The organism is Rhodanobacter panaciterrae (assembly GCF_014651895.1).
In the GTDB taxonomy this organism is placed as follows: Bacteria; Pseudomonadota; Gammaproteobacteria; order Xanthomonadales; family Rhodanobacteraceae; genus Rhodanobacter; species Rhodanobacter panaciterrae.
Genome location: NZ_BMXT01000001.1, coordinates 206,407 through 231,045, shown reverse-complemented (window position 1 = coordinate 231,045; position 24,639 = coordinate 206,407). Strand labels below are relative to the sequence as shown.

The 24,639-nt window shown below is 64.6% G+C and carries 19 protein-coding genes; 13 read left to right on the top strand and 6 right to left on the bottom strand.

Features of this window, described 5'->3' with window-relative positions:
- Positions 1-98 precede the first annotated feature (98 nt).
- The gene (locus IE071_RS01030) at positions 99-3,014 is read left to right on the top strand and encodes a TonB-dependent receptor (RefSeq protein ID WP_189439332.1); all 2,916 of its coding nucleotides are present in this window, start codon (positions 99-101) and stop codon (positions 3,012-3,014) included.
- Between the two features lie 154 nt (positions 3,015-3,168).
- Here the strand turns inward: IE071_RS01030 and IE071_RS01025 are convergent, their stop codons facing one another.
- Both IE071_RS01025 and IE071_RS01020 read right to left on the bottom strand, forming a co-directional pair.
- Complete coding sequence (locus tag IE071_RS01025; protein ID WP_189439331.1) at positions 3,169-3,921, bottom strand: LytR/AlgR family response regulator transcription factor; 753 nt, start codon at positions 3,919-3,921, stop codon at positions 3,169-3,171.
- A complete protein-coding gene (locus IE071_RS01020) occupies positions 3,918-5,117 on the bottom strand; it encodes a sensor histidine kinase (protein ID WP_189439330.1) in 1,200 nt (399 codons plus the stop codon). Before IE071_RS01020 ends, IE071_RS01025 begins: the two co-directional genes overlap by 4 nt.
- A gap of 153 nt (positions 5,118-5,270) precedes the next feature.
- Here IE071_RS01020 and IE071_RS01015 point away from each other — a divergent pair, with 153 nt between their 5' ends.
- The 5 genes from IE071_RS01015 to IE071_RS00995 are packed head-to-tail and all read left to right on the top strand — an operon-like array spanning position 5,271 to position 9,193.
- Complete coding sequence (locus tag IE071_RS01015) at positions 5,271-6,194, top strand: sulfurtransferase (protein WP_189439329.1); 924 nt, start codon at positions 5,271-5,273, stop codon at positions 6,192-6,194.
- Positions 6,195-6,196: 2 nt separating this feature from the next.
- Positions 6,197-6,706 carry a YeeE/YedE thiosulfate transporter family protein gene (locus tag IE071_RS01010; RefSeq protein WP_189439328.1) on the top strand — a complete coding sequence of 170 codons (510 nt, stop codon included), beginning with the start codon at positions 6,197-6,199 and terminating at the stop codon, positions 6,704-6,706.
- Positions 6,703-7,242: a YeeE/YedE thiosulfate transporter family protein gene (locus tag IE071_RS01005; RefSeq protein WP_189439327.1), complete on the top strand. Its 540-nt coding sequence runs from the start codon at positions 6,703-6,705 to the stop codon at positions 7,240-7,242. Before IE071_RS01010 ends, IE071_RS01005 begins: the two co-directional genes overlap by 4 nt.
- Positions 7,212-7,823 (top strand): rhodanese-like domain-containing protein, encoded by a 612-nt coding sequence (locus tag IE071_RS01000; RefSeq protein ID WP_189439326.1) that lies wholly within the window; start codon positions 7,212-7,214, stop codon positions 7,821-7,823. The genes IE071_RS01005 and IE071_RS01000 overlap by 31 nt, the downstream gene beginning before the upstream one ends.
- Positions 7,817-9,193 carry an aminotransferase class V-fold PLP-dependent enzyme gene (locus IE071_RS00995; RefSeq protein ID WP_189439325.1) on the top strand — a complete coding sequence of 459 codons (1,377 nt, stop codon included), beginning with the start codon at positions 7,817-7,819 and terminating at the stop codon, positions 9,191-9,193. The genes IE071_RS01000 and IE071_RS00995 overlap by 7 nt, the downstream gene beginning before the upstream one ends.
- Positions 9,194-9,220: 27 nt before the next feature.
- Here the strand turns inward: IE071_RS00995 and IE071_RS00990 are convergent, their stop codons facing one another.
- Positions 9,221-9,439, bottom strand: a complete 219-nt coding sequence (locus IE071_RS00990) for a hypothetical protein (protein WP_189439324.1) — start codon at positions 9,437-9,439, stop codon at positions 9,221-9,223.
- Positions 9,440-9,628: 189 nt separating this feature from the next.
- Between IE071_RS00990 and IE071_RS00985 the strand changes: the two genes are divergently transcribed.
- The 5 genes from IE071_RS00985 (at position 9,629) to IE071_RS00965 (ending at position 17,936) form a co-directional block, all read left to right on the top strand.
- The gene (locus IE071_RS00985; protein ID WP_189439323.1) at positions 9,629-11,230 is read left to right on the top strand and encodes a peptide chain release factor 3; all 1,602 of its coding nucleotides are present in this window, start codon (positions 9,629-9,631) and stop codon (positions 11,228-11,230) included.
- An 85-nt stretch (positions 11,231-11,315) separates the two neighbouring features.
- The gene (locus IE071_RS00980; protein WP_189439322.1) at positions 11,316-12,239 is read left to right on the top strand and encodes a CPBP family intramembrane glutamic endopeptidase; all 924 of its coding nucleotides are present in this window, start codon (positions 11,316-11,318) and stop codon (positions 12,237-12,239) included.
- Between the two features lie 114 nt (positions 12,240-12,353).
- Positions 12,354-15,992 carry a response regulator gene (locus tag IE071_RS00975; RefSeq protein ID WP_189439321.1) on the top strand — a complete coding sequence of 1,213 codons (3,639 nt, stop codon included), beginning with the start codon at positions 12,354-12,356 and terminating at the stop codon, positions 15,990-15,992.
- Positions 15,977-16,900, top strand: coding sequence for a CheR family methyltransferase (locus tag IE071_RS00970; protein ID WP_229792689.1), 924 nt, complete (start codon positions 15,977-15,979; stop codon positions 16,898-16,900). The genes IE071_RS00975 and IE071_RS00970 overlap by 16 nt, the downstream gene beginning before the upstream one ends.
- 43 nt (positions 16,901-16,943) lie before the next feature.
- A complete protein-coding gene (locus tag IE071_RS00965; RefSeq protein WP_189440829.1) occupies positions 16,944-17,936 on the top strand; it encodes a diguanylate cyclase domain-containing protein in 993 nt (330 codons plus the stop codon).
- 10 nt (positions 17,937-17,946) lie between these two features.
- Here the strand turns inward: IE071_RS00965 and IE071_RS00960 are convergent, their stop codons facing one another.
- From IE071_RS00960 to IE071_RS00950, 3 genes are all read right to left on the bottom strand, one after another.
- Positions 17,947-18,420 (bottom strand): hotdog fold domain-containing protein, encoded by a 474-nt coding sequence (locus IE071_RS00960; RefSeq protein WP_189439320.1) that lies wholly within the window; start codon positions 18,418-18,420, stop codon positions 17,947-17,949.
- Between the two features lie 87 nt (positions 18,421-18,507).
- A complete protein-coding gene (locus tag IE071_RS00955) occupies positions 18,508-20,955 on the bottom strand; it encodes an acyl-CoA dehydrogenase (protein ID WP_189439319.1) in 2,448 nt (815 codons plus the stop codon).
- Positions 20,956-20,965: 10 nt separating this feature from the next.
- A complete protein-coding gene (locus tag IE071_RS00950) occupies positions 20,966-21,883 on the bottom strand; it encodes an alpha/beta fold hydrolase (RefSeq protein WP_189439318.1) in 918 nt (305 codons plus the stop codon).
- 140 nt (positions 21,884-22,023) lie between these two features.
- On the opposite strand from IE071_RS00950, the gene IE071_RS00945 reads away from it, so the two are divergent.
- Together IE071_RS00945 and IE071_RS00940 are read left to right on the top strand one after the other, a co-directional pair.
- Positions 22,024-22,602, top strand: a complete 579-nt coding sequence (locus tag IE071_RS00945) for a TetR/AcrR family transcriptional regulator (protein ID WP_077518590.1) — start codon at positions 22,024-22,026, stop codon at positions 22,600-22,602.
- A 126-nt stretch (positions 22,603-22,728) separates the two neighbouring features.
- Complete coding sequence (locus IE071_RS00940; protein ID WP_189439317.1) at positions 22,729-24,513, top strand: phosphoenolpyruvate carboxykinase (GTP); 1,785 nt, start codon at positions 22,729-22,731, stop codon at positions 24,511-24,513.
- The last annotated feature ends 126 nt before the right edge of the window (positions 24,514-24,639 follow it).

The window sequence follows — 24,639 nt, the reverse complement described above, 5'->3', positions numbered from 1 at the left end:
CAATTGCTTTCGCAGGCAGTAGCATGGGCACGCTCGCAGCGTTGACGCTGCCTGCCTCAGGGTGCCGGGGGGCGCTCGCCATTCAACCGGGAGGTGCCATGAATTCTTGCCGCATGCCACAGGCGTTCCTTGCGCGGTCTGTTCGTATCCATCGTCGACCGCTGGCCGCCGCCTTGCTCGGCTTGATGTTGGCCGGTGCAGCTGCAGCCCAGGAAGCACAACCGCAGACGCCCACGCCGACAGACAGCAAGACGGCACCTGCCAAGAAGAGCGACAAGACCGCCGACAAGAACAAGAAGAAATCCGAGGATTCGGCGAGCAACCTCGATGCCATCATCGTCACCGGCATCGCCGGCAGCATCGAAAATTCGATGAAGGCCAAACAAAACTCGGACAGCATCATCGAGGCGATCTCGGCCGAGGACATCGGCAAGCTGCCGGATGCCAGCATCGCCGAGAGCCTGTCGCGCCTGCCCGGCCTGGCGACCCAGCGCCTGGATGGCCGCGCCAACGTCATCTCGATCCGCGGCCTGTCGCCGGATTTCGCCGGCACCACGCTCAACGGGCGCGAGCAGGCGACGATCGGCGAGAACCGTGGCGTCGAATACGACCAATACCCGTCCGAACTGATCAGCGGCGCGGCGGTGTACAAGACCCCCGACGCCAGCCTGATCGGGCAAGGCCTCTCCGGCACGGTCGACCTGCACACGATCAAGCCGCTGGACCTGCCCAGCCGCGCCATCGCGGTCAACCTGCGCGGCGAGCACACCAGCAATGGTTCGCTCAACCCCGGCACCGGTATCGGCGACAACGGACATCGCGCCAGCATCTCGTACATCGACCAGTTCTTCGACCACACGCTCGGCCTCGCCGTAGGCTTCGCCCAGCTCGACTCGCCGATCCAGGAGAAGCAGTACCAGGCGTGGTGGTGGAGCGTGGACAACGGCAGCGCCGGCATCGACCAGAACTGGGGTGGCCCGCATACGCTAGGCCTGCCCGACAACGTGATCTCGCAGGAAGGCATGCAACTGCGCGCGCAATCGGAAAACCAGCGACGCAACGGCCTGATGACGGTGCTGGAATGGGCGCCAGGCGACCACTACCACTCCACACTCGATCTGTACTACTCCACCTTCGGCGAGAAAAAGTTCACCAACGGCGTGCAGTGGTCGAGCAGCCCCTACGACAACGTCTCCTACTCCAATGCAGGCATCTCGCCCGCACAGCCTTATCCCATCGTCACCTCCGGCACGGTCAACGGCCTCGCGCCGATCCTGCAGAACGAATACTCCAAGGAACACGACAAGCTGTTCTCGGCCGGCTGGAACAACCAGTACGATTTCGGCAACGACTGGGCAGCAACGGCGGACCTGTCGTATTCCAGCGCGAAGAAGAAGTTGCACGACGCCTACCTGTTCAGCGGCCTGGCCGGCGGGGCCTTCACCAGCGCTGACTTCCGCACCCCGCTCGGCAATGGCTACCCGTACTTCTCGCCGGCCGTGAACCTGGCCGATCCCGCCACGGTGGTATTCACCGACCCGGACGGCTACGGCTACAACGGCCGCCAGGAGTTCGACCGCCAGAAGGACACCATCAAGGCGGTACGTCTGGAAGTGAGCCACCCGCTGGGCTGGATCTTCAGCAGCATGAACCTGGGCGTGGACTACTCTGACCGCAGCAAGACCAAGCAGGCCGACGTGGACTTCGCTTGGTTGAACGGCAACGGCTCCACCCAAGGCACCTACAACAACCACTTCAGCACACCGGTGAACCCGGCCTACTTGTGGGGGCCGACCTCGCTCGGCTACGGCGGCATCCCCGGCGCGCTCAACTACAACGTGCTGGCTGCACTCAACAGCCAGTTCTACCTCACCCAGCGCAACGGCCAGGGCGACTGGAGCCGTAATTACACGGTGGAGGAGAAGGTTCCCGTCGCCTACGCCAAGTTCAATATCGAAACGATGCTGGGCAACGTGCCGTTGCGCGGCAATGTGGGCGTGCAGTTCGTGCGCACCGACCAGTCGTCGCAGGCGCTGCAGACCAACGGCGACACCCTGGTCGGCAGCATCAGCGACGGCGCGAAGTACAACAACGTGCTGCCCAGCCTGAACCTCGTGGCCCAGCTCACCGATCGCCAGTACCTGCGTTTTGGCTTTGCCAAGACCATGGCGCGCGGACGCATCGACGACGAGAAGGTGGCCACCTCCGCCAGCGTCTCGAAGGTGCTGCAGGGCCCGGGCGCCGGCCAGGTGCTGTGGTCCGGCAGCGGCGGCAACCCGCAGCTGAAGCCGTACGTCGCGGTCGGCACCGACCTGTCGTACGAATTCTATTTCGGCAAGTCCAGCTACTTCGCCGCGGCGGTGTTCAACAAGAACCTCCTCAACTACATCTACAACCAGACCACGCTCGACTACGACTTTTCGCACTACACCAACGACGACCCCACGCTCACGCCGACCAGCAACATCGGCTCGTTCACCCGCCCGGCGAACGGCACCGGCGGCAAGATGCAAGGCCTGGAACTATCCGGTGCGCTGGAGGGTGGCCTGCTCGCGCAGGCGCTGGACGGCTTCGGCGTGCAGGCCAACTTCTCGCTGACCAACAGCAACATTCCGGTCAGCTCGATCTCGTCGATCCCCGGTGGCCCCGCCACCTTGCCGGGCCTGTCACGCAAGGTCGCCAACCTTTCGCTGTACTACGAAAAATATGGCTGGTCCGCACGCATAGCCGAACGCTACCGCTCGTCCTTCACCGGCGAGGCCGTGGCCCTGTTCGATCAGCTCGGCTACACCAAGATACTGGCCAACAAGCAGACCGACCTGCAGCTCGGCTATGCCTTCCCCGAAGGCCGCTGGAGCGGTCTGTCGATCCTGCTGCAGGTCAGCAACCTCACCAACACCCCCGACACTACTGTGCAAGTCGCCGGTCTGCCCAACGGCGTCCAGGTGGCAAGACCGCTGGAGTACGACACGTGGGGGCGGACCGTAATGCTGGGGGTGAATTACAAACTGTAGGCATCGCACTGACCCCACGCGGCCACAGAAGACCACCCGACCCGGAGAGCGATCTCCGGGTTCTTTTTTGCAAAGTTTTGAGACCACAAAGGGAAGTCATCGGACTGTCCGCTTCCGACTGCGGATTCAACCGATCTCTGCCCTGTACGCCACATCACATGGCGCGGAAGCGATGGCGGAACGCGTCGCTCACGCGAAGCGGCTCGGTAATGCCATGGAGCCAGACCAGCAAGCGACCATCCCCATCCGGCTTGACCTGCCGGATCGCCGACACGCGAACGATGGCGTTGCGGTGAACCCGCCAGAAGACTTCCGGATCGAGCTTGAGCATCAGATCCTTCAGCGGCGTCCGGATGAACGCGGCATCGGTGGCGGTGGCTACGCGGGTGTACTTTTCCTCAGATTGGAAAAGAACGACATCTTCGATGGGGATCATCCGGACGGTATCGCCGATGCTGGCGGTGATCCAGGTGATCGTCTCCGCTCGCGTCAACCGCCCGGCGAGGCTGTCGATCAAGGCCGTCAAATCGACTTGCGTTGCAGGCTGGCGGCTGCGCAGACGTGCCACCGTTTCGGTGAGGCGATCGGTGCGGATCGGTTTCAGCAGGTAGTCGATGGCGCCAGCGTCGAAGGCCTTCACCGCGAATTCGTCATGTGCGGTGATGAAGACGACCTGGGCCGGACTTCCGGCCTGCCGCGCCACCTCGAGGCCACCCAGTCCCGGCATGCGGATGTCGAGGAAGGCCACGTCCGGTTTCTTCGTTGTCCACGCATCGAGCGCGCTGATGCCATCAGCGCATTCCGCGACGACGACCAGTTCCGGCCACAGGGTTGCCAGCATGCCGCGCAGCTCCGTTCGCTGCGGCTCCTCGTCTTCGGCGATGAGGGCGGTGACGGGTGCGGTCATGACAATGCCAATGGAATGCGGATGCAAGCGCGCACCCCGCCGCCGGCACGCGATGCGATGTCGAAGCCAGCGCGGCTTCCGAAACGATCGTGGAGCTGGGCGCGAACATTCGCGAGGCCCAGGCCAGGCGTGGTGCCGGGCTGCAATCCCTGGCCATCGTCCTCGACGCTCACGCTCAGGAATCCATCTGAGGTACCAGCGATGATCGCGATCATGCCGGGGCCGGGCTTAGGCTCGATGCCGTGGGTCATCGCGTTCTCCACCAGCGTCAGCAGGATCAAGGGAGGGAACGGCAGAGCCCGGACCTCGTCGCTCGCCTCGACGAGAACCTCGATGCGGCCGGCCGTACGGACATTCATGATCTCGAGATAGCCCAGGCAGAGATCGATCTGGCGGCCGAGCGTGGCTTCCTCGATGCCTGTGGTGCGGAGGCGCGGCAACGCGACGCGCAGATACGCCGCAAGCGCGTCGATGGTTCTCGCCGCGCGCTCGGGTTCGCTGGCGATCAGCGATCGCACCGACGCCAGCGTGTTGAAGAGGAAATGCGGTTCGACCTGCGCCTGGAGGACAGCCAGTCGCAGGTCGGCTGCGTTCCGTTCCGCGCGCAGGCTTTCGATCTGGCGACCGGCTGCGTATTGGGCAACGCGTCGCTGTTCGCCAAGATAGTAGATGGCGGCGAAGCCTCCACCGGCGACGATCAGTACAAAGACGGACGCGTTGATGGTGGCGCCGAGAAAGTTTGAAACGGCTTGGCCGAGCAGGTTGGGTCCCATGGGGCGCCCGGCATAGGCCTGCATGAGATGGGCGTGATAGGTGCCCGCCCAGTCCAGGGCGATGACGCCGATCCAGAGCCCGAACAGGATCGCGAGCAGCACCAGCGTGCGCTCCATGAGCAGCGGCAGACGCCCATGCCGAATCAAGGTGGCGAGCAAGGGGCCGGCCGAGACCGCGATCAGCGACGCGATGCAAGCCCGGAGCGCAAGCCCGGGCCAGTCGCCCCATGCATCCATGCCCGACGCATGCCAGGTGGCATACGTGCAACCGGCAAGGACCGCCAACGGCCAAAACACGATTCCCCGGCGCAGCAGCCAAGGCCACGTGAAGGTGCGGAAGTTCTGGTAAAGCGTCCAGCCGCCGAGATCCGACAGCACACTTCGTGGCAGTCGGGCATGCAGGTCGTCGTCGGGCAAATTCATGCGTGACACGTTAGCAAAGCATGCGCAGTCGCGCACACGAACCATCCGCGCCTGGACCGTTTCGTCGCATCGCTGACCGGTTCCGTCGCATACCCATCCCACCGCACGCCTGCGTGCCCTATATCTGTCGCAAACACGACATCGGGAGAGACCATGCAGATCAAGATTCTGGCGCAGGCGGCCGTTGCGTTTGCGATCCTCGGCGGATTCACGGCCCTGCCGTACCGTGCGCACGCGCAAACCGCCGCACAGGCCACTGCGCAAGCCGAGCCATGGGTATCCACGGCGTGGCTGGCAAGTCACCTGCGCGACCCGAACCTCGTGCTGCTGCAGGTCGGCGAAGAGTCGCAGTACAAGTCCGCGCACATTCCCGGCGCGCGTTTCGTCCGGCTTGCCGACGTCTCCGCCACGTCGGGCGAGCTTTCGCTGGAAATGCCGACAGCGGCGGAATTGCGCCAGCGACTGCAGGGCCTCGGCATCTCGGACGACTCCCGTGTCGTGGTGTACTTCGGCAACGATCAAGTCTCCCCGTCGACGCGGATATTGTTCACGCTGCAATCGGCTGGACTGGGCGCGCATGCCGCCCTGCTCGACGGCGGCATGCCGAAGTGGCGTCGCGAGGGCCGCCCCCTGACCGACCAGGTCACTGCAGCCACACCGCCGGGAACGCTGGCACCCTTCAGCCTTCAGCCAACCATCGTCGATGCCGCGTTCGTGCGCACGCACGCACGGCAACCGGGTTATGTGCTCATCGACGCGCGTGCCGCGATGTACTACGACGGTGTCGAAGAGAGCGGCGCGGATGGCCACCTCCGCCGCGGCCATATTCCCGGTGCGCGCAACCTGCCCTTCACCGGCATCGCCAACGACGATCTGACCCTGAAGCAGCCGGCCGAACTGCTGGCCTTGTTCCGCAACGCCGGCGTCAAGCCGGGTGATCGGGTGATCGCCTATTGCCACATCGGCCAGCAGGCGACGGCGGTGCTGTTCGCGGCGCGTGCCGTGGGGATCGATGCCGTGCTGTACGACGGTTCATTCGAAGACTGGACGATGCGCGATCTGCCGGTCGAGCGCTGACGATGCGCCCGCTCCGTCCCTATGCCGAACCCCATGCGACCGGCGTGTGCCTGGGCCTGGTGCTGCTCGCCTGCTTCGTGCTGACCGGGCAGGGGCTGGGAGCGTCCGGCGCATTCGCGAGCGTGGCGAGTGGTGTCGTCGGCGCAGTCTCGCCGGAAACCGCCGCGCACAGCGCCTACTTCCGGAGCTATCTGCAGGACGGTTCGCCATGGACTGCCTGGCTTGTCGTCGAAATCATCGGCGTGCTGGTCGGCGCCGCCGCATCGGCGGCTCTGGCGGGACGAATGCGACCGACGTTCGTCCGCGCCGTCCGTCCATCCGGCGGCAGGCTGTTCGCTGGCGTCGCAGGCGGCATCTTGATGGGCGTCGGGGCAGCACTGGCGCGAGGCTGCACCAGCGGCCTCGCCTTGAGTGGCGGTGCGCTGCTGAGTGTCGGCGCCTGGATCTTCATGGTGGCGCTGTTCCTCGCCGGCTTCCTCGCCGCGCCGCTCGTGCGCAGGCTCTGGCCATGAACGATCTGCTGATCGCGGGAGGCATCGGCGTGGCGTTCGGCTGGGCACTCGAATGCGCCGGCCTGGGCGATCCACCGAAGCTCGCCGGCCAGTTCTACCTGCGCGATTTCACCGTCCTCAAGGTGATGCTGAGCGCGATGCTGACCGCGATGCTCGGTGTCTTCTGGGGCGGCCGACTGGACATGCTCGATCCCGGTGCGCTCTACGTGCCCGAAACGTATCTGCTGCCGCAACTCGTCGGCGGTCTGGTCTTCGGCCTCGGCTTCGTGCTGAGCGGTCTGTGTCCAGGCACGTCCTGCGTGGCGCTGGCCAGCGGCCGCATCGAAGGCGCCGCGACGATGCTCGGGCTGTTCGCCGGCGTGCTGCTTGTCGGCTTGGCCTTTCCCGCGATCGAACCTTTCTACCGCTCGACGCCACACGGCCCGCTGACGATCCAACGCCTCGCGGACCTGCCTTACGGGGTCGTGGTCGCGCTGGTCACGGTGGTCGCCGTTTCGATGCTGGCGTGGATCGCGAAGCGGGAGGCGGCACGATGAGACTTGTGCGAGGGTTGGGCATCGGTGCGCTTGCCTTGGGCCTGGTGGCGCCTTTCGCAGGCAGCCCCTCTCGCACGCAGCAGCGAGGGCTTGATCTGGATTCGATCGCCCGCGCGATCGACGACGGCTCCGACCATGTCAGCGCGCGCCAGCTTGCCCAGTGGATACGCGATCGCCGACCGGGACTTCGCGTCATCGACGTGCGCTCGCCGGCCGAGTTCCACGACGACGCGATCCCAACGGCGGAGAACTTGCCGATCGACCAGTTGGTGAAGTCGCGCTTTGCGCCCGACCAGACCATCGTCCTTTACTCGCAGGAAGGGGCGCATGCCGGCCAGGCCTGGGTCATGCTGCGCTCGCTCGGCGTGACCCAGGCGGTGTTCGTGCCGGGTGGTCTTGCCGACTGGCGCGAAGAGGTCCTGAGTCCACTGCTGCCGGCGAACGCCTCGCCCGCGGAGCGTGCACGGATCGCGGAATTGAGCCACTACTTCGGCGGCTCTCCCCGGATCGGAGGATCGCAGGAAGACCAGGTTGCAGGTGCGACGCAGACCGGGCGCGGCTCGCGGAGGCGTGGATGCTAGCGCGTGCAACGGAGCCCACCGATGCGGCCGATACATTCGACTTCGCCGCTCTTCGCGCCAGCGAATTCGAGCGTCTCGATAGCGCCGGCATCGCCTATCTCGATTACGCGGCGAGCGCGCTGTACGGCGCCTCGCAGGCACGAGCGCATGGTGACCGGCTGGCGCACGGGATTTTCGGCAATCCCCATTCGGAGCATCTGGCGTCCCGCCATAGCGCTGCCGCGCAGGCGGCCGCCCGTGCCGCGACGCTCGCCTTCTTCGATGCCGATCCGGACATCCACGATGTCTGCTTCACCGCCAACGCGACGGCAGCCATCAAGCTCGTCGCCGAGAGCTACCGATTTTCGTTGCGCCGCGGACTCATTCTCTCGGCCGACAACCACAATTCCGTCAACGGCATCCGGGAGTTTGCCAAGCGCGCACAGGCGCCCATTAGCGTGCTGCCGCTGGATACGAAACTCCGGCTCGATCACGGGTCGGCGAGCCTGCGGGCAAGCGTCGAGCGACAGGGTGGGAGCTTGTTCGCCTTCCCGCAGCAGTCCAACTTTTCCGGAGTGCGTCACGACCTGTCACTCATCGAAGAGGCCCAGGCGCTCGGATGCGATGTCCTGCTCGATGCGGCAGCGGCGGGCCCATGCGGCGCGCTCAGCCTGAGGGAGCATTCCGCAGACTTCGTCGCGTGTTCGTTCTACAAGCTGTTCGGCCTGCCGACCGGTGTCGGAGCATTGATCGCGAAAAAATCGGCCCTGGCCCGCCTTCGGAGGCCGTGGTTTTCGGGCGGAACCGTGGAGTTCGTCTCCGTCGCACATGGGCGGCACGGGCTCAGGACGGGCCACGAGGGATTCGAGGACGGAACCCCCAACTTTCTCGACCTCGCCGCCATCGAGTCCGGATTCGCCTTTCTCGCCCGCATGCCGCGCCCGAGCCTGCGTGCCCATATCCAGTCCCATATGCAGCATTTCCTTGGACTGGCAACGACACTGCGACACCGTAATGGAGCGCCGCTGGCACGTCTGTATGGTCCTCGGGATATGGAGCAGCGGGGCGCTGTCGTCGCCTTCAACGTGCTGCAGAACGACGGTTGCGTGCTGCCCTACGAGCGTGTCGAGTGGCTGGCGCGCGAGCATGGCGTCGCCATTCGGGGAGGTTGCTTCTGCAATCCCGGGGCGGCCGAAAAGGCCTTCGGATTCGATGCCATGGGAGTGGAACGTTGCTTTGACAAACTCGAACGCAGCTTCAGCATCAAGGCGTTCCGGAACTGCGTGGGGCGTGCCGCCACCGTGGGTGCGCTGCGTTTGTCCGTCGGCGCCCCCACGACGCACAACGACATCGAGCGTGCCGTGGCATTGATCGCTGCCTGCGGCGAATAGGTTCAGCGCGGCGGCCTGTGTCGCGGATCAAACCTCAGCAATTCGCAGGCCTGCTGAAGAGATGCCGCTGTTGGAGACCGACGCTTTGAATGTCGACGATCCAAGGCCAATCGACTTCACGAAATCGCTCGCCGCGCGCAGCGAACACATTGTGACCTCACCTACATCGGCGCGGTGATCATTCCATGGAATAACGAAGCTGCACGCGATGCCGACCGACTCAAACCGACCGAAGTTGCGAAGCATTGGCTTCCGTTCGTTCACCACGATCCAAGCTGCCGGTGCCGGCCAACGAACATTTGCCTTTGGGCATCGAATTGAACGCAACGAATGCCACATACTGGCCGAAAGCAGGCATTGGTGAACCAGACACTCTGAGCCCACCGCCCGATCCAAGCTACAATTGCCGGTTCGCGCTCCAGCTGACCTGCTCCCATGTCCATCCACCTCCAAGAAACCCGCCGCCGCCGTACTTTCGCCATCGTCAGCCATCCTGACGCGGGCAAGACCACGCTGACCGAAAAGCTGCTGCTGTTCGGCGGCGCGATCCAGATGGCCGGCTCGGTGAAGGGACGCAAGGCGGCGCGCCATGCGACGTCGGACTGGATGGCGCTGGAGAAGGAGCGCGGGATCTCGGTGACCTCGTCGGTGATGCAGTTTCCGTACGAGGGCAAGATCGTCAACCTGCTCGACACGCCGGGCCATGCGGACTTCTCCGAGGACACTTACCGCGTGCTGACCGCGGTGGATTCGGCGCTGATGGTGATCGACTGCGCCAAGGGTGTGGAGGAACGCACGATCAAGCTGATGGAGGTCTGCCGTCTGCGCGACACGCCGATCATGACCTTCATCAACAAGCTCGACCGCGAGGGCCGCTCGCCGATCGAGCTGCTGGACGAAGTGGAGTCGGTGCTGGGCATCGCCTGTGCGCCGGTGACCTGGCCGATCGGCATGGGCAAGCGGCTGAAGGGTGTGTACCACCTGGTGCTGGATGAGGTGCATATCTTCGAGCCGGGCAAGAACTTCACCCGCCAGGATTCGACCATCTTCAAGGGTCTCGACGCGCCGGGCCTGCTCGAGAAAATCGGCGACGAGGCCATGCGCGAACTGCGCGAGGAACTCGAACTGGTGCAGGGCGCCGCGCCGTCGTTCGAGATGGACGAGTATCTCGCCGGCAAGCAGACGCCGGTGTTCTTCGGCTCGGCGGTGAACAACTTCGGCGTGCAGCTGCTGCTGGATTTCTTCGTCGAGCACGCACCGTCGCCACGCCCGCGCGGCACGCTGAGCCGCGACGTGCAGCCGGAGGAAGAGAAACTTTCCGGTTTCGTGTTCAAGATCCAGGCGAACATGGACCCGGCGCACCGCGACCGCGTGGCGTTCATGCGCGTGTGCTCGGGCACGTACAACGCCGGCATGAAGATGGTGCAGACGCGCACCGGCAAGGACATCCGCATCGCCAACGCGCTGACCTTCATGGCCAGCGACCGCGAGATCGTGGAGACCGCGTATCCGGGCGACGTGATCGGCCTGCACAACCATGGCACCATCACCATCGGCGACACCTTCACCGAAGGCGAGCTGGTCAATTTCACCGGCATCCCGAACTTCGCGCCGGAACTGTTCCGCCGTGCGCGCCTGCGTGACCCGCTGAAGATGAAAGCGCTGCAGAAGGGCCTGGCGCAGCTGTCCGAGGAAGGCGCCACCCAGTTCTTCCGACCGCTGATGAGCAACGACCTGATCCTGGGCGCGGTCGGCGTGCTGCAGTTCGATGTGGTGGCGTACCGGCTCAAGGACGAATACAACGTCGACGCCACGTTCGAGCCGGTGACGGTGACCACCGCGCGCTGGGTGCACTGCGACGACGAGAAGAAGATGGCCGAGTTCCGCGAGAAGAACGCGATGAACCTGGCGATCGACGGCGCCGGCGAGCTGGTCTACATCGCGCCGACACGGGTCAACCTGCAACTGGCGCAGGAGCGCTGGCCGCAGGTGCGCTTCGCCAATACGCGCGAGCATGCGGCATCGGTGGAAATGTAACGTGCTTTCACGTGGCGGAAGTCACGCAGACGGAACCGTATACGCCCGCTAGGCTTTGCGGCACTTCATCCATGGAATTGCACGCATGAATGCCACGCTGTCACTCGCCTACGTCACGCCAGCCACGACACCGTCATGGAAACGCTGGCTGGTGTACTCGCCGCTGGCGCGCATCGTGATCTTTATGGCGGCATTCATCGTGCTGAACCAGTCGAGTTCGGCACTCGTTCACGCGCTTGTGCCCGGTATGGTCAAGACACCGATGAGCTCGGCGCTGGTCTACCTTGCGGTCTTCGTGCTGCCGGCGATCCTTACCTATGTGTTTCTGGCACGCATCGTCGAGCGCCGCAAACCGGAAGAACTGGCCGTGCGGCGCTGGCCTGGCGCGCTCGGCGGCCTGCTGGCAGGCGCCCTGCTGTTCAGCACGGTTGTAGGCGTGCTCTGGCTGCTGGGCAGCTATCACGTCACCGGCTTCAACGACCACGCCAACTGGCTACCGGCACTGCTGATGGTCGGACTGGGCGCCGGCATCGGCGAGGAAATCCTGTTTCGCGGCGCACTGTTCCGCATCGTCGAGGAAGGTCTCGGCACTTGGTGGGCGCTGCTGATTTCCGCGTTGTTCTTCGGCTTCGCCCATGCGGGCAACCCCGGCGCCACGCTGTGGAGTTCGGCCGCCATCGCGATCGAGGCCGGCCTGCTGTTCGGCGTGCTGTATCACGTGACCCGCTCGCTGCCGATCTGCATGGGCCTGCACGCGGCGTGGAATTTTTGCCAGGGCACGGTCTACGGCATCCCGGTATCCGGCCAGGCCGCCGACGGCTGGCTGGTATCCACCCGAACCGGCCCGGGCTGGCTCAGCGGCGGCGTGTTCGGCGCCGAGGCGTCGGTGATCGCGCTGGGCCTGTGCTCGCTGTGCACACTGGCCTTGCTGGTTGTCGCGCTGCGCCGCGGTTCGCTCGTGCCGTGCCGGCCGTGGCAGCAGCTGCTGCAGCGGTTCAGCCGCCGCTGAACCACGGCGCACGGCCGGCTATGGTTCGGCGACGGCACCGGCTACCCTGTTGAAAGTGCGATCGCCAATCCGGCGATCGCGTGACAGATCGCCTCCCGCACCGCCGTGACCAGCATGCCGCAACCTACCCGACCGAAACGAAATTCATGGCTGGCCGATCAGCCGCTGCAGCGCAAGATGATGCTGGCGATCGGCCTGCTGCTGGGCCTGTTCCTGCTGACCAGCCTGATCACCCTGCACTCGCTGCGCCAGCAGGAAAGCAATCGTCACTGGGCGACGCACACCTATCAGGTGCTGCTCGAACTTGATCATGTGCAGCACGCACTGCAGACCAGTCAGATCGGTGCGCGCGGCTACCTGCTGACGCAGCGTGCCGACCAGCGGGCGATGTTCGACAGCGGCATCAGCGACCTGCATGAACGCATCGCCCATCTGCGCCAGATGACCACCGACAATCAGCTGCAGCAGTTGCGCATCGATTCGCTGGAAAAGATGGTGGCGCAGTGGCAGCGCGAGATGATGGTCAATGCGATCGACCCGATCGCACAGCAGAAGGTCACCGATACGACCGCGCTGGCACTGGAACTGCAACGCATCCAGTCGAGCTATCTGGAGCACCGCACAGTTCGCAGCGAGGATCTGCACGCCGCCATCGACCAGATGATTGCCGAGGAAAATCAGCTGCTGGCGACGCGCAACCAGCAACTTGACGGCTCGCTGCTCACCACCAAGGTGATCAATGTCGTTGCGATACTGCTCGGATTGCTGCTCGGCATCGTGGTGATCCGGCTGACCTCGCGGCTGGTGACCCGGCCGTTGCGTCGCCTGACCGACTTGATGACGCGACTGGCCAATCACGATCACGATTTCGAGATCCGCCGGCTCGATCGCCGCGACGAGGTCGGCGAGATTGCCCGCGCGCTGCAGGTGTTCAAGCAGATGTCGATCGATACCGATGCACAGACCTGGGTCAGATCCCGCGTGTCGGACATTTCGCATGTGCTGCTGCAGGCCACCACGCACAAGGATTTCGCGCAATGGCTGGCCAGCGAACTGGTGCCGATGTGCAAGGCCGGTGTGGGCCTGTTCTATTCGTTCGACGACACGCGCCATCGCCTCGATCTGCTCGGCAGCTATGGCCTGCGCCTGAGCAACCGTACGGCGGATCACTACCTGCCCGGCGAAGGATTGGTGGGCCAGTGCGCGATCGAACGCAAGGCGATCATGCTCGACGACGTGCCGGCGGACTACCTGCACATCGACTCGGGCACCGGCGAGGCATTGCCGCGTCATGTCGCGATCCTGCCGGTGCTCTACCGCGACACCCTGATCGGCGTGCTGGAGCTGGCCGGCTTTGCACCACTCAGCACGCAGCATAAGCAGCTGCTGGACGAGCTGTTGCCGATCGTGGCGTTGACCCTTGAAAACCTCAATCGCGCGGTCAATACACACGACCTGTTGCTGCAGACGCAGGAACAGGCCGATGACCTGCGCTTGTCCGAACTGGTGATGCGCCAGCAGAAGGAAGTGCTGCGCGACAACAACGAGGCACTGCAGGCGAAGACGGCCGAGCTGGAGGAACAATCCGAACGGCTGATCGCTTCCGAGGAAGAGTTGCGCGTGCAAGCCGAGGAACTGCAGGCGTCCAACGAGGAGTTGCTCGAGAAGACCGACAGCCTGAACCGGCAGAAAGTTGTGCTGGAGGAACTGCAGCAGGAAACCGCCGACAAGGCGGCCGAGCTGGCACGCGCCAGCCAGTACAAGTCCGAGTTCCTGGCCAACATGTCGCACGAGCTGCGCACACCGCTGAACAGCCTGCTGATCCTGTCGCGCAGTCTGGCCGACAACGACACCGGCAACCTCGACGGCGAACAGATCGAGTCCGCGCGGATCATCCACGACGCCGGCAACAGCCTGCTGCACCTGATCAACGACATCCTCGACCTGTCCAAAGTCGAGGCCGGCAAGATGGAGCTGATGATCGACGAGCTGGCGCTGGCCGAGCTGGTGCAGCGGTTGCGACGCACGTTTGCGCATGTGGCCGAGGAAAAGCGGCTGGCCTTCACACTGGACATCGATCCCGGCCTGCCGACGGTCCTGCGCACCGACGGCAACAAGCTCGAGCAGATCGCCAACAACCTGCTCAGCAACGCCTTCAAATTCACCGCCGAGGGTACCGTGAGTCTGCGCATTGGCCGCCCTGGCAATGACGTCGACATCCCTGCGGCGCTGCTCGGACAGTCACTGATCGCGATGATGGTGAGCGATACCGGCATCGGCATTCCGTCGGACAAGTTCCAGCGCGTCTTCAATGCCTTCGAACAGGTGGATGCCGGCACCAGTCGCCAGTTCGGCGGCACCGGGCTGGGTCTGGCGATCTCGCGACGGATGGCGCAGCTGCTCGGTGGCGACATCCTGCTACACAGCGAGAGCGGCCGCGGCAGCTGCTTTACCGTACTGCTGCCGGAGACACCGCCAGCGATATCCGATATCGCCGAAGACGTACCACGCACCAGCACCGCCAGGCTCAGCCGGGCCACGTCGCCGTATCTGCTGCCGGAGCCGATCGACGATGATCGCGCCACGCTGCTGCCGGGTCAGACCACGATCCTGGTGATCGATGATGATCCCGCTTTTGCGCGCATCCTGATCGACATGATTCATCGCAAGGGTTATCGCGCGCTGGCCGCCGGCGATGGCGAATCGGGGCTGCAACTGGCGCGAACACATCGTCCCACCGGCATCCTGCTGGACATTGCGCTGCCGGCGATGGACGGCTGGAACGTGTTCGACCAGCTCAAGGCCGACGATGCCACGCGGGCAATCCCGGTGCATTTCATCTCGGTCACCGACGGCGGCAGGCGCGGGCTGGAGCGCGGCGCGGTGGGCTTCCTGACCAAGCCGGTCAGCCGCGAATCGATCGGTCTCGCACTGGAGCGTCTGCTGCATTTCGCGGCCGACCAGCAACGGCACCTGCTGATCGTGGACGACGATGCCGACTCGCGCACCGCCGTGCACATCATGCTGCGCAGCGACAGCGTGCAGATCGACGAAGCCGGTTCGGCGGAAGCCGCGCTGGAGAAGATCGCCCACACCGATTACGACTGCATCGTGCTCGACCTGGGCCTGCCCGGCATGTCCGGGCTCGAATTGCTGGAGCAGCTGGCGGAGACCGCCGGTGGTGTACCGCCGGTGGTGGTGTATTCCGGCCGCGAGCTGAGCCGCGAGGAAAACCTCAAGCTGCGCCAGTACACCGATGCCATCGTGGTCAAGGGCGCGCGCTCCACGGAGCGGCTGCTCGACGAAGTCAGCCTGTTCCTGCACAGCATCCAGCATGTATCGCCTCGGCTGGTCGCCGAATCGGCGGCAACCAGCGAACTGGCTGGCCGGCGCGTGCTGCTGGTGGACGACGACATGCGCAATCTGTTTGCGCTGTCCAAAGTAATGCGCGGTTGGGGACTGCAGGTGAGCATGGCGCAGGACGGACACAAGGCGCTGAAGATGCTGGCCGACGACGACACCGCAGAGCTGGTGCTGATGGACATCATGATGCCGGGCATGGATGGGTACGAAACCATCCGCGCGATTCGCACGCAACCGCATTTCGCCAGCCTGCCGATCATCGCGCTGACCGCCAAGGCGATGCGCGGCGATCGCGAGAAGTGCCTGGAGATGGGCGCCAGCGATTACCTGTCCAAGCCGATCGATATCGACAAGCTGGCGTCGATGATGCGCGTGTGGCTGCAGCGCTGAGCGCGATGCCGGCATCGAATTCAGTCAGCGAACTGGAACAGATCGAACTGGATCTGTTCGTGCAGGCGTTGAAACGCCGTCATGGTCACGACTTCAGCCAGTACGCGCCGGCTTCGCTGGCCCGGCGCGTACGCCAGCTGGTGCACGACCATCATTGCGGCAGCATCAGCGGGCTGACCACGCGCCTGCTGCACGAAGCGGACTTCGTGGCGCTGGTGGTGCAAGGGCTGTCGGTGCCGGTGTCGGAAATGTTTCGCGACCCGCCGGTGTTTCGCGCACTGCGCGAACAGGTGTTGCCGATACTGGCGTCGTATCCGCAGATCACCATCTGGCAGGCCGGCTGCGCGCACGGGCAGGAAGCCTATTCGCTGGCGATCCTGCTGGACGAGGCTGGCCTGTACGAGCGCAGCCATATCTTCGCCACCGACTTCAATCCCGACGCGTTGCGCCGCGCCTATGAAGGCATCTATCCGGCCAGGGATGCGCAACTGTGGTCGCGCAATTATCAGGAAGCGGGCGGCCACCGTTCGCTGGCGGATTACTACAGCGCGCGCTACAACTTCATCAAGCTGGACCAGCGGCTGCGCCGCAACATCACCTTCGCCAGCCACAACCTGGTGGCCGACAAGGTGTTCTGCGAGGCGCACCTGGTGTTGTGCCGCAACGTGCTGATCTATTTCTCCGCACCGCTACAGAACCGCACATTGACGCTGTTCCATGACAGCCTGGTGCGTGGCGGTTATCTGTGCCTGGGGCTGCGCGAGAGCCTGGATTTCGCGCCGGTGGCCGCCGACTTCAGCGTACTCGATGCCCCCCTGCGGCTGTACCGGCGCGGCAATCGGCCGGCCTCGATTGAGCTTGCCCGGACAGTGCTGCCGTTCACGCCGAATGACACCGGTAGCAGTTAAGGTTGGGCACGAGGCAAGTTGCCTGGCCACCGACATGAACACGATGCCGCCAAAAATCCTGGTCGTCGACGATACCGCTGCCAACCTGGTCGCGATGCGTCGGCTGCTTGCCCACAGCGGGGCACAGATCATCGAGGCGCGCAGCGGCAACGAGGCGCTGGCGCTGTGCCTGGATCATCGGTTCGCGTTGATCCTGCTCGACGTCAACATGCCCGAGATGGACGGTTTCGAAGTGGCTGCCTTGCTGGCCGAGGCCGAGCAGTTGCGCGAGACGCCGATCATCTTCGTCACCGCCGCCTACGCCGATGATCTGAACCGGCTCAAGGGCTATCGCTCCGGTGCGGTGGATTACATCGCCAAGCCGATCAACGACGTGATCCTGCAGTCGAAGGTGCGCGTGTTCCTGGAGCTGTATGCGGCGCGTGCCGAGCTGAAGCAGGCGATGGCCGAGCTGGCCGAACGCAACCAGCAGCTCACCCAGGAAGTCGCCGAGCGCGAACTGATCGAGGCGATGGTGCGTCATCAGGCCAGCCACGACATGCTGACCGGATTGCCCAATCGCATGCTGTTCCGCGATCGCCTGCACGTGGCGATCCAGCGCGCGCATCGCCATCACGACCGCTTCGCGCTGGCCTGCATCGACATCGACGGCTTCAAGAACGTCAACGACACCCATGGCCATCCGGCAGGAGACGCGTTGCTGCAGGACATTGCCGCGCGGCTGTCGGCGCATCTGCGCGGCAACGACACCGTGGCGCGACTCGGCGGCGACGAATTCGCCTTGATCCTGGAGGACATCGAGGATTCGCAGCTGGCGCTGCAGCTCTGCCAGAAATTGTGCACGGCGCTGGGCGAGCCATACACGCTGAGCATCAACGGTCGGTCGGTCGAAGTGCGCATCGGCGCCAGCATAGGCATCGCGCCCTATCTTCCCGACGATCGTCCCGATGCCGATGAGCAGCTGATCCATGCCGCCGACCGCGCCATGTACGAAGCCAAGCGCGGCGGCAAGAACCGCTGCGTGCTGGTGGGCTGATTCCGCGGTTTCAGCTGTGCCTGCGCGGCGACACCCACATCATCACGCGCGCGCGGAAAACCGCCTCGCCGGCGGCGTCGGTGACCTGTACATCGACCGGCCATTCATAGCCCTCGCCAGCGGAATGCACTGCCGTCCCCGGCGTGGCGACCCCATGCAGGGTACCTGCGGCCTTTTTCAGGTATTCGACGCTCATGCCCTTGGGAATCCAGCGCATGTCGGCTGGAATCGTCGCGTCGGTCATCACCCCGGCACTGAGCTCGGCCAGGTTGCACAGCGCGATCGCATGCACGGTACCGATATGGTTGTGCACGCGCCGGCGGTCGCGGATGCGTACTTCGCAACGGCCCGGTTCCAGCGCTACAAATCGCGGTGCGATCGTGGCGAAGTAAGGTGCCTTGAGACAGACCAGTCGCGAGAAGAGCCAGTGACCGGCCGGCCAGCGCGTGATGCGGCGGTAGAGCGACAGCACGGATACAGTCATCGGCGATCTCCAGCAAAAAGTCGGCCCGCGCCTGGTGTCGACAAACGACATTCAGCGCGGGCCGGCAGGTACATGCTTGCGAGCTGCTTACTTCTCTGCGCGTGTCTTGAACGCGCGCAGCTCGTCCGGCTCGAAGTCATCCACCGAGATGAACTCGAACACGCCTTCACGCACGCGCTTGAGCAGCGCCACCTCGCTGGCATTCAGCACGCCGGCCTGTTCGGCCTCGGCCAGTTGATCCATGTAGTCGTGCGACGTGAACTGGCCGCTCTTCTGCGCCTTGCCGAACTTGCGATCGACCGGCTCGGCAAGAATCACGTCCGGCAGCAAGGCATGCATGCGGCCGATCGTGTTGTTCGCGGTCGGCGTCAGGTAGACCCATTCCAGCAGGCGGTCACGCGCCTCGCTGGGTGCGGTGATCAAGGCAGCGACACGACGACCCAGGCGATCGGACGGCGGCACTTCGCGGCGCCCGAACGGGAATACCAGGGCACGCAGCAGCCACGAGACCGGACGCACCGGGAAGTTGCGGATCGCGCCATCCAGCGCCATCTGCATGTTCCACACGCATTGATGGAACGCCCACGCCAGCAGCGGACGATCCGCCTCAGGCCGGCCGGTGTCCTCGTAACGCTTGAGCATCGCGCTGGCGATGTACAGATAGCTGAGCACGTCGCCGAGGCGCGCGGACAGTTTCTCCTTGAACTTCAGCTTGCCGCCGAGCACGCCCATGAACACGTCGGCGCATAGCGCCAGCGCCGCGGAATAGCGATCGAGTTTGCGGTAGTAGCGATGCGTATACGCATCGCCCGCCGTTTCGCCGAGACGCGAGCCGGTGAGGCCCATCGCGAAACTGCGCACCGCGTTGGACAGGCCGAAACCGATGTGGCCGAACAGCAGCCGGTCGAAGGTCTTAAGCTGTTCGCCGCGATCGGTGATCGACAGCGCCTGCATTTCCTTCAGTACGTAGGGATGGCAACGGATCGCACCCTGCCCGAAGATCATCAGGCTGCGCGTCATGATGTTGGCGCCTTCCACGGTGATCGCGATCGGCACGCCCTGCCAGGCACGACCGGCATAGTTGCTCGGCCCCAGCTGCACGCCCTTGCCGCCCAGCACGTCCATCGCATCACCGGCGATCTGCCGGCCCCATTCGGTGGCGTGGTATTTCGCGATCGCCGACGGCACTGCCGGCTTCTCGCCACGGTCGACCGCCGCCGCCGTGGCACGCGACAACGCGGCGGTGGCATAGGTCAGGCCGCCGATGCGTGCCAGCGCCTCTTCCACGCCTTCGAAACGGGCGATCGCCAAGCCGAACTGTTTGCGCATGCGCGCATACGCACCGACCGAAGCGACGGCCGCGCGCACGCCACCGGTGGCGTTGGACGGCAGCGAAATCGCACGACCCACCGACAGGCACTCGACCAGCATGCGCCAGCCATGACCGGCCATGTGCGGGCCGCCGATCAGGGTGGACAGCGGCACGAACATGTCCTTGCCGTGAATCGGACCGTTCTGGAACGGCACGTTCAACGGGAAATGACGGCGACCGATCTGCAGGCCTGGCGTGGAACGCGGCAGCAATGCCAGCGTGATGCCAAGATCCTCCTTGTCGCCGAGCAGGTGCTCGGGGTCATACATGCGGAACGCCAGACCAACCACGGTCGCCACCGGCGCCAGCGTGATGTAGCGCTTGTCGAAGGTGAGCTTGATGCCGATCGTGTCGACGCCATCGACACTCTGCTTGCAGACGATGCCGAAGTCGGGAATCGAGGTGGCGTCGGAGCCGGCGTAAGGACCCGTCAGCGCGAAACACGGGATCTCGTCACCGACGGCCAGTCGCGGCAGATAGTGGTTCTTCTGTTCATCGCTGCCGTAATGCAACAACAGCTCGGCCGGTCCGAGCGAGTTCGGCACGGCAACGGTCGAGGCCACCGTGGCCGACATCGTCGCCAGCTTCTGCAGCACCGCCGAATGCGCCAGCGCGGAGAACTGCAGACCACCGTACTGCTTCGGGATGATCATGCCGAAGAAGCGGTTCTTCTTGATGAACTCCCACACGTTCGGCGGCAGGTCGGCCAGCTCGTGAGTGATCTGCCAGTCGTCGATCATGCCGCACAGCTCTTCCACCGGACCGTCGAGGAAGGCCTGCTCCTCGACGCTCAGTTCGGGTTTCGGCTGCTTCAACAATTCGTGCCAGTCCGGCTTGCCGGAAAACAGTTCGCCTTCGAAACCGACCGTGCCAGCTTCCAGTGCGGTCTGCTCGGTCTCGGACAGCTTCGGCGTGACTTTCGCGAACAGCTTCAGCAGTGGCGCACTGATCTGCCGGCGGCGGAAATCCACCAGCAGCAACGGTACCGCGATGGCCAGTTCGATGATCAGCAAGATGATCGTCGTCCACGGCGCATGCGCGATCAGACCGACCACCAGCGTGGTGGCGATCGTGGCGATCGCCCAGGTGCGCAGGCTGCTGCGATGGTAGGCACAGGTGCCGGTGGCTATCAGTGCCGCCAGCAGGGTCAGTATCACGGACATCTTGAGTACCTCATCGCGATTGAACAGCGCCAGCGCTGGGCCGGCCCTCGGGTTGATCCAGACTCTGCACGAAGCGGACGACTTCGCGCGTGAACGCATCATTCGCATCGCCCGCCACCATGTGTGTGGCGTGCGACAGTTCCACATGCTGCGCATGCGGCACCAGTTGCAGGAATTCATCGACGGTGGTGCGCGAGACCACGTCACTGCGCGCGCCCGAGAGCAGCAGCACGGGCACATCGATCTTCGCCGCAGCTGCTTGCAGGCGCGGCTGGTAGCGCTCGCTTTCCTGCAGCAGGCTGCCGGCCAGCAGGGCCGGGTCCCAGTGCCAGCGCAGCCGGCCGTCCGCGCCTTCGCGCAACAATGGACGCAGTTGTTCCTCGCTCTTGCGCTCGCGCCGTTGCGGCAGGTAGCTGGCGATCTGTTCGGCCGCCTCGGCGTAATTCGCGAAACCGTCTGGATGCGCCTGCATGAAAGCGAGGATGCGTTCCACCCCGGCAGTTTCCCAGCGCGGCGTGATGTCGACCAGCACCATCGCGCGAAACGGCGTGGGTCGCACTTCGCCGGCAAGCACGATGCCGAGCAAGCCGCCCATCGACGCGCCGACCAGGATCGGCGGTTGCGGTTGCGCCACGGCCAGCCGCAGCAGGTCATCGGCGAACTGATCCATGTGGTAACCATCTACAGGATCCGCACCACCCGCCACGCGATCGCTTTCGCCATGACCGCGGCTGTCGAATGTCACGCAGCGACAACCGGCATCGGCCAGTGCCGCCGCTGCGCCGTTCCAGGCACCGCGGGTCTGGCCGAAACCGTGCGCGAACAGCAGCGCCGGATCGCCGCCCGGATGGCGCGTCTCCACGGCCAGACGCAGATCGGCCACCGGAAAACGGCTGGTGGTGGCAGAGGTTTGAATATGGTCAACCATACGGAAGAGTATGGGTTGCCTCGACAACTGCCGTCAACCGTCCTGCCGATGGTCCCCTGGCATGCTGAAATAGCCGGTGCAATCACGCTCGATTGGCCGCACCCCATTACAAATCCGCAGGGTGTGGCTACCATACGGACATGAATGTCAGCAGCAAACCAGAACGCACCCGCCTGTCCGCCGAAGATTGGGAACTCGCCGCCCTGCACCTGATCGCCGAACAAGGCGTCGGCGCCTTGGCCGTGGAGGCCTTGGCGCGCCAGCTCGGCGTGACCAAGGGCAGCTTCTACTGGCATTTCCGTACCCGCGAAGCCTTGCTGAATGCCGCACTGGAACGCTGGGAGCAGTACGGCGAGCGCGAGGTGCTCGGCCAGATCGAACAGATCGCGGACCCGCGCAAGCGCCTGCCCGAACTGTTCCGCCGCGTCGCGCACGAACTGCAGCCGCATCGCGTGTATGCCGCGCTGCTGAAGGCGCTGGATCACCCGCAGGTGGTGCCGGTGATGGCGCGCGTGTCGCAGCGGCGGATGGAGTTCCTGACCACCGCCTATCGCGAAGCCGGCCTGCCCGCGCAACAGGCACTGAACCGCGCACGGCTGACCTATGCCGCCTATGTCGGCTTCCTGCAGTTGAACTTCACGCTGGGCCTGCCGCGGATCAACCACGAGGAATTCGACGCCTACGTCGAACACATGATCGCGACCTTGATTCCGGCCTGATCCACCTCTCGAGTATCCCCGCACGGCGCCATTTGGCGCCGTTTTTGTTGCACGAAACCTTGCAATACCAGTGCACGCAAACTACCGTTTCGGTTCAATTTTTCTCAAGACCTTTAGAGGGACACGATGGCCAGCAAGCTGGAAGCGTTCACGCACTGGGTAAACGAGGTGGCGGCGCTGACCCGTCCCGCGAAAATCCACTGGTGCGATGGCTCGGATGCCGAATACCAAACCCTGGTGCAGCAGATGCTGGCCGACGGCACCCTGATTGAACTGAACCAGCAGACCCATCCAGGCTGCTATCTGCACCGCTCCCATCCTTCCGATGTGGCCCGTGTCGAGCACTTGACCTTCGTCTGCCATCCCGACGAGCAGGATGCCGGTCCGAACAATCACTGGATGGATCCGGCCGCGGCACACGCGAAGATCGATGCGCTGTTCGACGGCTGCATGGAAGGCCGCACGATGTACGTCATCCCGTACTGCATGGGGCCGATCGACTCACCGTTGGCCCGTTGCGGCGTGGAGATCACCGACAGCCCGTACGTGGTCGCCAACATGAAGATCATGACCCGCATGGGTGCCGCGGCGCAGGCGCGGATCGAGCGTGAAGGAAAGTTCATCAAGGGGCTGCATTCCACCGGCGAACTCGATCCCGAACGCCGCTTCATCATGCACTTCCCGGCCGAACTGTCGATCAAATCCTACGGCTCCGGCTACGGCGGCAATGCGCTGCTCGGCAAGAAGTGCCATGCACTACGCATCGCCAGCCATCAGGCGCGCAGCGAAGGCTGGCTGGCCGAGCACATGCTGATCGTCGGCATCGAGAACCCGCAAGGCGAGACGCACTACGTCGCGGCCGCATTCCCGTCCGCCTGCGGCAAGACCAACCTCGCCATGCTGATCCCGCCCGAAGGCTACCGTCAGGACGGCTGGAAGGTGTGGACGGTGGGTGACGACATCTGCTGGATGCGCCCTGGTGCGGATGGACGGCTGTATGCGATCAATCCCGAAGCCGGTTTCTTCGGCGTGGCACCGGGCACCAGCGACAGCACCAACCCGAACGCACTGAAGAGCATCGCGCGCGACACCATCTTCACCAACGTCGCCGTCACCACCGACAACCAGCCGTGGTGGGAAGGCCTGCCCGGCACACCGGTCACTGATTGGCAGGGACGTCCCTACGATGCGGCCAACGGCGCCGCCGCCCATCCGAACTCACGCTTCACGGTCAGCGCGAAGCAATGCCCGACCTGGTCGGAAATGGCTGAAGCCGCGCAGGGCGTGCCGATCAGCGCGATCGTGTTCGGCGGCCGCCGGCCGTCGCTGCTGCCGCTGGTGATGGAGGCGCGCGACTGGAACCATGGCGTGCTGATGGGTGCTGCGATGGGTTCGGAAACGACCGCTGCCGCTACCGGCGCGGTCGGCGTGCTGCGCCGCGACTCGATGGCGATGAAGCCGTTCTGCGGCTACCACTACGGCGACTATTTCGCGCACTGGCTGTCGCTCGACCAGCCCGGCGCGAAGCTACCGAAGATCTTCCACGTCAACTGGTTCCGCAAGGGCAAGGACGGCAAGTTCCTGTGGCCCGGTTTTGGCGACAACCTGCGCGTGCTGGAGTGGATGATCAACCGTGTAGAGGACCGCGTCGACGGCACCGAGACCCCGATCGGCATCCTGCCGGCGGACGGCGAACTCAAGCTGGACGGCCTCAAGCTCGACCCTGCCCAGCTCGATGAGCTGCTCGACGTGGACAATGCCGGCTGGCAGAACGAGCTGGCCGCGATCGGCGAGTATCTGCAGAGCTTTACTCCGCGTCTGCCGGAGCGTCTGCACCAGGAACAGCAGCGCGTGGCCAAGGCGCTGGATGATGCGGACGCCCAGCCGCGTCGCGAGGCAACCGCACACTGAGCCAGCGCACCCGGGCGGGCTATCACGCCCGTCCGGGATGCATCGTGGCGATGACACAGCGGCGGCGGTTCAAACCCTTTCGCATGACGGTGCATCCAAGTTGGCAAGATGATCGCCGCCTGCCCT

Excerpts from the sequence above, each read along its gene's own strand:
- IE071_RS01005 (WP_189439327.1), top strand. The coding sequence starts at position 6,703 with ATGAACGATCTGCTGATCGCGGGAGGCATCGGCGTGGCGTTCGGCTGG.
- IE071_RS00945 (WP_077518590.1), top strand. The coding sequence starts at position 22,024 with ATGAATGTCAGCAGCAAACCAGAACGCACCCGCCTGTCCGCCGAAGAT.
- IE071_RS00975 (WP_189439321.1), top strand. The coding sequence starts at position 12,354 with ATGCCGCAACCTACCCGACCGAAACGAAATTCATGGCTGGCCGATCAG.
- IE071_RS01015 (WP_189439329.1), top strand. The coding sequence starts at position 5,271 with ATGCAGATCAAGATTCTGGCGCAGGCGGCCGTTGCGTTTGCGATCCTC.
- IE071_RS01030 (WP_189439332.1), top strand. The coding sequence starts at position 99 with ATGAATTCTTGCCGCATGCCACAGGCGTTCCTTGCGCGGTCTGTTCGT.
- IE071_RS01020 (WP_189439330.1), bottom strand. The coding sequence starts at position 5,117 with ATGAATTTGCCCGACGACGACCTGCATGCCCGACTGCCACGAAGTGTG.
- IE071_RS00985 (WP_189439323.1), top strand. The coding sequence starts at position 9,629 with ATGTCCATCCACCTCCAAGAAACCCGCCGCCGCCGTACTTTCGCCATC.
- IE071_RS00940 (WP_189439317.1), top strand. The coding sequence starts at position 22,729 with ATGGCCAGCAAGCTGGAAGCGTTCACGCACTGGGTAAACGAGGTGGCG.
- IE071_RS00995 (WP_189439325.1), top strand. The coding sequence starts at position 7,817 with ATGCTAGCGCGTGCAACGGAGCCCACCGATGCGGCCGATACATTCGAC.
- IE071_RS00950 (WP_189439318.1), bottom strand. The coding sequence starts at position 21,883 with ATGGTTGACCATATTCAAACCTCTGCCACCACCAGCCGTTTTCCGGTG.
- IE071_RS00965 (WP_189440829.1), top strand. The coding sequence starts at position 16,944 with ATGCCGCCAAAAATCCTGGTCGTCGACGATACCGCTGCCAACCTGGTC.
- IE071_RS01010 (WP_189439328.1), top strand. The coding sequence starts at position 6,197 with ATGCGCCCGCTCCGTCCCTATGCCGAACCCCATGCGACCGGCGTGTGC.
- IE071_RS01025 (WP_189439331.1), bottom strand. The coding sequence starts at position 3,921 with ATGACCGCACCCGTCACCGCCCTCATCGCCGAAGACGAGGAGCCGCAG.
- IE071_RS00960 (WP_189439320.1), bottom strand. The coding sequence starts at position 18,420 with ATGACTGTATCCGTGCTGTCGCTCTACCGCCGCATCACGCGCTGGCCG.
- IE071_RS00955 (WP_189439319.1), bottom strand. The coding sequence starts at position 20,955 with ATGTCCGTGATACTGACCCTGCTGGCGGCACTGATAGCCACCGGCACC.
- IE071_RS00990 (WP_189439324.1), bottom strand. The coding sequence starts at position 9,439 with ATGCTTCGCAACTTCGGTCGGTTTGAGTCGGTCGGCATCGCGTGCAGC.
- IE071_RS00980 (WP_189439322.1), top strand. The coding sequence starts at position 11,316 with ATGAATGCCACGCTGTCACTCGCCTACGTCACGCCAGCCACGACACCG.